Consider the following 3,037-nt stretch of genomic DNA (forward strand, 5'->3'; position numbering starts at 1 on the left):
ATAGAAATAAAGAAGAACAAGAACTTATGCCCAATATTGTTAGTATGATTATACAATATGTACTAATCCAAAATAAAACTCCGAAAACCATTGCACAGGCAAGATCAGTAGAGCTCATTGCCAGAATTCGACACTATGCCGGCCTCAATGCAAGACAAAAGAGATCGATCCTGCAAAATTCCATTTTCCACGCAAACAAACTACCTTTACTTAGACAATATCAGAAATTCTTCAATACAAGCATCCGTGAATGACCCGCTAATTTGAGACTACTTATTCAAGAGTGTGGTTTAGGTGGGAAATTGACTTTATGAAACCAGATTAATCATATAGAATCGTATTACGAGTAAAAAAAACATGACATAGGATGATCCGTTCGGCCGGAGTTTACGATCATTGAATTGTCTCCTGGAGGTGGCAGATGGAAAGAGTTTCGGTGACCATTGAGGCCAGTATGGGAGGTACTGTTGACAGCTTCCTGTTGATGAGACACAGAGATGTCGAGTCCCTCAAAGAGGCACTTGTCACAGATGATTTCGAAAGAATGATGGATATTGCGAAAGACTTGAATAACGAGGGAAGATGCTGCGGGTTTGACTTCATTGCTTCGATAGGAACGAAGCTCTACGCGGCTGCCTCTGAGAAGAACAAGCTGGCCGCCGAGATCTGCGTGGACCTTTTTGGCTGGTATATGACGAGAATCAGGACGGAGGTATTCGGAGAGTGATTCAGCTTCAAAAGAAGAGAGATCTGGGAGGTTGCGATTGATTCTGAAACCTATGGAGCAGCCGGTTTTACCGGAAAGGATATCAGATAAACCTGCAATAGCCATCACCGTTGGTGATCCTGCCGGGATCGGGCCGGAAATCGTCTCGAAGGCCATTGCCGATGGGGAGATCTTCGAGATCTGCAGACCACTTGTAGTAGGCGAACTCGGGACTCTTCAAAGAGAAATAGACAGAAACTATCTGGGGCTAAAGATAGAGACAGTCTCCGAGATAACCGATCAGACGGAATTCTCTCCGGGGACTCTCACTTTGATCGACATGGGAAACCTCGATAGGCTACCGGAGTACGGAAAAGTAAATAGAGCCTGCGGAAGAGCGGCCTTTGAATATCTCGAGAAGGCGGTCGAGCTGACGGAAGAGGGAAGCGTATCGGCAATTACAACCGCCCCTATAAACAAGCTTTCTATCAAAGCTGCGGGAATACCTTACGCGGGTCACACCGAGATTCTCGGCGCCCTGACGGAGACAATTGATCCCCTTACGATGTTCGAGATCGCGGGAGAGATGAGAGTTTTCTTTCTCTCCAGACACTTATCGCTAATAGATGCCTGCAGAATGGTAAAGAAAGACAGGGTCTACAATTACATATTGAGATGCGAAGCGGCTCTGAAACAGCTGGGAATAAAGCGGACGAAACCGATCGGTGTGGCGGCTCTCAATCCTCATGGAGGAGAAGGCGGTCTCTTCGGAAGCGAAGAGATCGAAGAGATTATCCCGGCAGTACAACTCGCAAGAGGGAAGGGTATAGATGTTGTTGGTCCCGTAGGTGCCGATTCGATCTTCAACATGGCGAGGAAGGGCGCCTTCTCAGCCATCATCTCTATGTATCATGATCAGGGACACATAGCAACGAAGACCCTCGATTTCGAGAGGACGGTTTCTATAACCCTGGGAATGCCTTTTCTCAGAACTTCCGTGGATCATGGAACGGCCTTTGACATAGCCGGAAAGGGAATTGCCGATCCCACAAATTTGATCGAGGCAGTGAAAACCGCGGCTCGGTATTCGTAGATTTCATCAATTCTCTTCATTTAGTTTCTTTGATGCCTAACTGTGTTCACGACAGCCTATTATGCATAACTTGAAGTATCATGCCCGGCTGCTTTTCTTAAGGGCTTCAAGCATTAGCGAATCGATTTTTCAATATCCACTCTCATAACTTTTCGACTATCTAATTCAGCAGATATTCTACGCTTTTTCCGAGGAGCTTCTCTTTGATCCAACGCTACAGAATGCTGGAAAAGAATGCCGCCTCCCTGAAGCGAAGCATGGAATGGGCTATAATATAAGATCAAATACTTTTCCAGAAAGGAAGTTTCATGAGCACAATGGAAAGCAGAAGGGCCAATCCGCTGGTATCGAGCGAAAACTCCAACGAAGGATTCAATGCGATAAGCCATATATTGGCCGCCGTTCTTGCCCTTGCAGGTCTGGTCCTGCTAGTAGTCTTTTCCGCCATTCAACAGAAGTGGCTCCATCTGATAAGCTTTTCGATATACGGAACTACCGTCGTAGTTTCAATGACCTTGAGCGGTCTTCTCCACTTCTTCCTCTGGTTCAGAAAGTATTTCAAGATCTTCGCGATCCTCGATCATAGCGCGATATACTTGCTTATCGCCGGCACCTACACCCCTTTCTGTCTCGTCGTAGTAGGAGGCTGGGTTGGCTGGACGGTCTTTGGGATAATCTGGGGACTGGCCATCCTCAACATCGTGCTGAAGTCTGTTTTCTTCTCCACCATGCCGCTATGGATGTCGATGGCAGGCTATCTATCGATGGGGTGGCTTTCGCTTGCCATGGTCTACAGCGTCTACATACGTCTGGGGCTTTCGGCAATCCTCCTCCTGCTTCTCGGCGGCTCCTTCTATACGGTGGGGGCGGTGATCTTCATACGGGAGAAACCGAATCCCTTCCCAGGCAAATTTGGTAACCATGAGATCTGGCATATCATGGTCATGCTTGGAAATCTCACCTTCCTCCTCATGATGTTTATCTACGTTTTGCCTTACTGATCAATCTGTCAGTTCTATAAGTTTTTTTCAAGATTCCGTCTCGTTTCGGAACGTAAAATCCTGCCGAAATCCCTTGCCATGAAACGAATTTATCGCAAATTCGCCGTACTTCCCTTTATTATCGCAGTCTTGGAAGATTTAACTCTGTCACTTCTGAAATTCTTATCTTGAATTAATATAAGGATAGTACAAGAAATTGAAGTCAACTTAAATATATTTAAGGTAATGTTTGACTTT

At 46.0% G+C, this 3,037-nt stretch carries 4 protein-coding genes; all 4 read left to right on the plus strand.

Annotated elements, in window-relative coordinates:
- The coding region (locus BG32_RS15880) for a hypothetical protein (protein WP_220660340.1) at window positions 1–254 on the plus strand (254 nt) is incomplete at its 5' end.
- Window positions 255–421: 167 nt separating this feature from the next.
- Window positions 422–727 carry a hypothetical protein gene (locus tag BG32_RS13290; RefSeq protein WP_006489402.1) on the plus strand — a complete coding sequence of 102 codons (306 nt, stop codon included), beginning with the start codon at window positions 422–424 and terminating at the stop codon, window positions 725–727.
- A gap of 37 nt (window positions 728–764) precedes the next feature.
- Entirely contained in the window at window positions 765–1,799 is a 1,035-nt protein-coding gene (pdxA, locus tag BG32_RS13295; protein WP_006489401.1) for a 4-hydroxythreonine-4-phosphate dehydrogenase PdxA, read from the plus strand.
- 317 nt (window positions 1,800–2,116) lie between these two features.
- On the plus strand, window positions 2,117–2,800 hold the full coding sequence (gene trhA / locus BG32_RS13300) for a PAQR family membrane homeostasis protein TrhA (RefSeq protein WP_259459743.1): 684 nt from the start codon (window positions 2,117–2,119) through the stop codon (window positions 2,798–2,800).
- The last annotated feature ends 237 nt before the right edge of the window (window positions 2,801–3,037 follow it).

This window comes from Mesotoga sp. HF07.pep.5.2.highcov (assembly GCF_003666285.1).
Lineage (GTDB): Bacteria > Thermotogota > Thermotogae > Petrotogales > Kosmotogaceae > Mesotoga > Mesotoga prima.